Origin of the sequence: Pseudomonas helleri (assembly GCF_001043025.1) — a bacterium.
Lineage (GTDB): Bacteria > Pseudomonadota > Gammaproteobacteria > Pseudomonadales > Pseudomonadaceae > Aquipseudomonas > Aquipseudomonas helleri.
In genome coordinates this window covers 1-2313 of sequence record NZ_JYLD01000032.1, presented here as the reverse complement: position 1 = coordinate 2313, position 2313 = coordinate 1, and the positions used below count along the sequence as shown (strand labels likewise).

At 52.8% G+C, this 2313-nt stretch carries 3 protein-coding genes; all 3 read left to right on the top strand.

The window, feature by feature from the left end:
• Nucleotides 1–1004: RHS repeat domain-containing protein (locus tag TU84_RS26400; protein ID WP_174479352.1), on the top strand; the 1004-nt coding region annotated here is incomplete at its 5' end.
• Complete coding sequence (locus TU84_RS26195; protein ID WP_157403825.1) at nucleotides 1001–1459, top strand: hypothetical protein; 459 nt, start codon at nucleotides 1001–1003, stop codon at nucleotides 1457–1459. The genes TU84_RS26400 and TU84_RS26195, both read left to right, overlap by 4 nt.
• 205 nt (nucleotides 1460–1664) lie before the next feature.
• Nucleotides 1665–2313, top strand: a 649-nt coding sequence (locus tag TU84_RS25140; protein WP_048374002.1) for an RHS domain-containing protein, incomplete at its 3' end; no start/stop codon positions are given.

Genomic DNA, 2313 nt, shown 5'->3' with positions numbered 1-2313 from the left:
TGTTCAAAGTCCACTGCCCGCCCAGCCCCGGCGCCGGCCCGGCGTGGATCGAGCAGCAACAGCGCACGCTCAACGCCCAATACGACTGCGGCCAAAACATCTACGGCTGGGACGGCGACACCCTCGCTTATGAAACACGCTACAGCGACAACCCTGGCGAACGACGTCTGATCCACTACTTCTACGAACCGGGCAGCTTCATCCCCGTCGCCCAGACCGTCGAAAACCGCAGCCTGTCGCTCGTGCGCGAGCCAAGCCATGAAAACGGCTACCACATCGACCGCGACCCGCTGTGGCAACACCAACCCGTGGCAAAACCGTTCAACGCCATAGCCTGGTACCAATGCGACCACCTCGGCACGCCCATGGAACTCACCGACCAACGCGGCGAGATTGCCTGGAGTGGGACGTATCAAGCGTGGGGGTTGGCCAAAGAGAAGCGTACCGGCAGCGCAATACGCGAAAACATCCGCAACCCGCTGCGCTTTCAAGGGCAATACTTCGACACCGAAACCGGACTGCACTACAACCGCTATCGGTACTATGATCCGCAGGTCGGGAGGTTTATAAGCAAGGATCCGATCGGGTTTGCGGGTGGGCTGAACGTCTATGCGTATGCACCGAATCCGGTGGGGTGGGTTGATCCGTTTGGGTTGAACCGTACCAATAAACAAGGACACTATCACGGACCAAAACCCAAATATCATAATCCCGGCCATCATGACCTTTCATCAGGAAACTTCAGAGGCGGCGGATCGAAAACATCAATAATCCCTCAAAACGCAGAGCAACTTTACAAGCGAGCAATACCTGACGTCGATGGAAGGCACTGGTATGCCATGGACGAAGACGGGGTGATTCACAGGTTCGGGAACAGCAATGACGGAAATGTTCACTGGAACGGAGATTCATCGCAAGGACGCGGCGTCCCACTTCCACCTGAGATTGAAAAAAGATTTAACGCCATGAGAAAAGACTGTATTTGTGGAGTAAAAAAAAGATGAGCAAATCATTCGTACGACTCGACACATTTTTATCAAACGACAAAAAACACATTTTCTCAAGGTGCCAATTTGTGTTTCCCTCAACAACAATTGGAGATTACAACCAAACCACTTTAACAAATACACTAATAGTTGCACTTGAAGATCTAACCACGCGCCTAAACAAGTACCACCTAAAAAAATGCACCCTAAAAAATATAAATACCGAATTGCCATTACTGATATCGCATAACATTAGAAACTCCTGCCTACCGATTGGCGTCGAAAGCTTTGACGGGGATCAAGCAGCTTTTTTCCTTATTGAACACGAAGAAAAAATTGCACTAAAACCGTGGAATTCAAATAGCATCACACTAGAAAACCTGAGCCTACTTAAATTTAAGCACGAAATTATAATAACTACAGAAAAATTAAAAAAACAAAAAACTTTTCTAACTAATCATTCATCAACTTAGATATATAGCCACCTTCATCACTTAGCTACGAGCCGAATACTGTGAAGTGAATAAATAGTCGAGCAAGAGTAATTATTACGTCAACGGTGTCTTGGGCTGCATGAAACATGCTTTCGGTGCCAGCCTGATCGCCAGCAAGTCGCGCACTTTGATTTGTCGCTAACTTCACACGGCACTGTTCTTTAACAAGCAGCCATCATCGGTATTGGCCCAGCGTCGCCAATGCCTGCGGACTTACGACCCGCTCGGCTGCCTGCTCGACCCCAAGGCTCCGCGCCGGCCCATCCACCACCCGCCGCCCAAGCTCCTCGACAACCTCCTTGAACGCCTCGACAACGGCAAAAAAGTCCGTTTCACCTGGGACCTCTACGACCGCCTGACCCGCTACGAAGACGATCGTCTGACCGCCGACTTCGCCTACGACGAACTGGGGCGACGCGTAGCCAAATACTCTAAAGCCCACTGCCCGCCCAGCCCGGGCGCCGGCCCGGCGTGGATCGAGCAGCAACAGCGCACGCTCAACGCCCAATACGACTGCGGCCAAAACATCTACGGCTGGGACGGCGACAACCTCGCCTATGAAACGCGCTACAGCGACAACCCCGGCGAACGACGCCTGATCCACTACTTCTACGAACCGGGCAGCTTCATCCCCGTCGCCCAAACCGTCGAAAACCGCAACCTGTCGCTAGTGCGCGAGCCAAGCCATGAAAACGGCTACCACATCGACCGCGACCCGCTGTGGCAACACCAACCCGTGGCAAAACCGTTCAACGCCATGGCCTGGTACCAGTGCGACCACCTCGGCACGCCGATGGAACTCACCGACCAACGCGGCGAGATTGCCTGGAGTG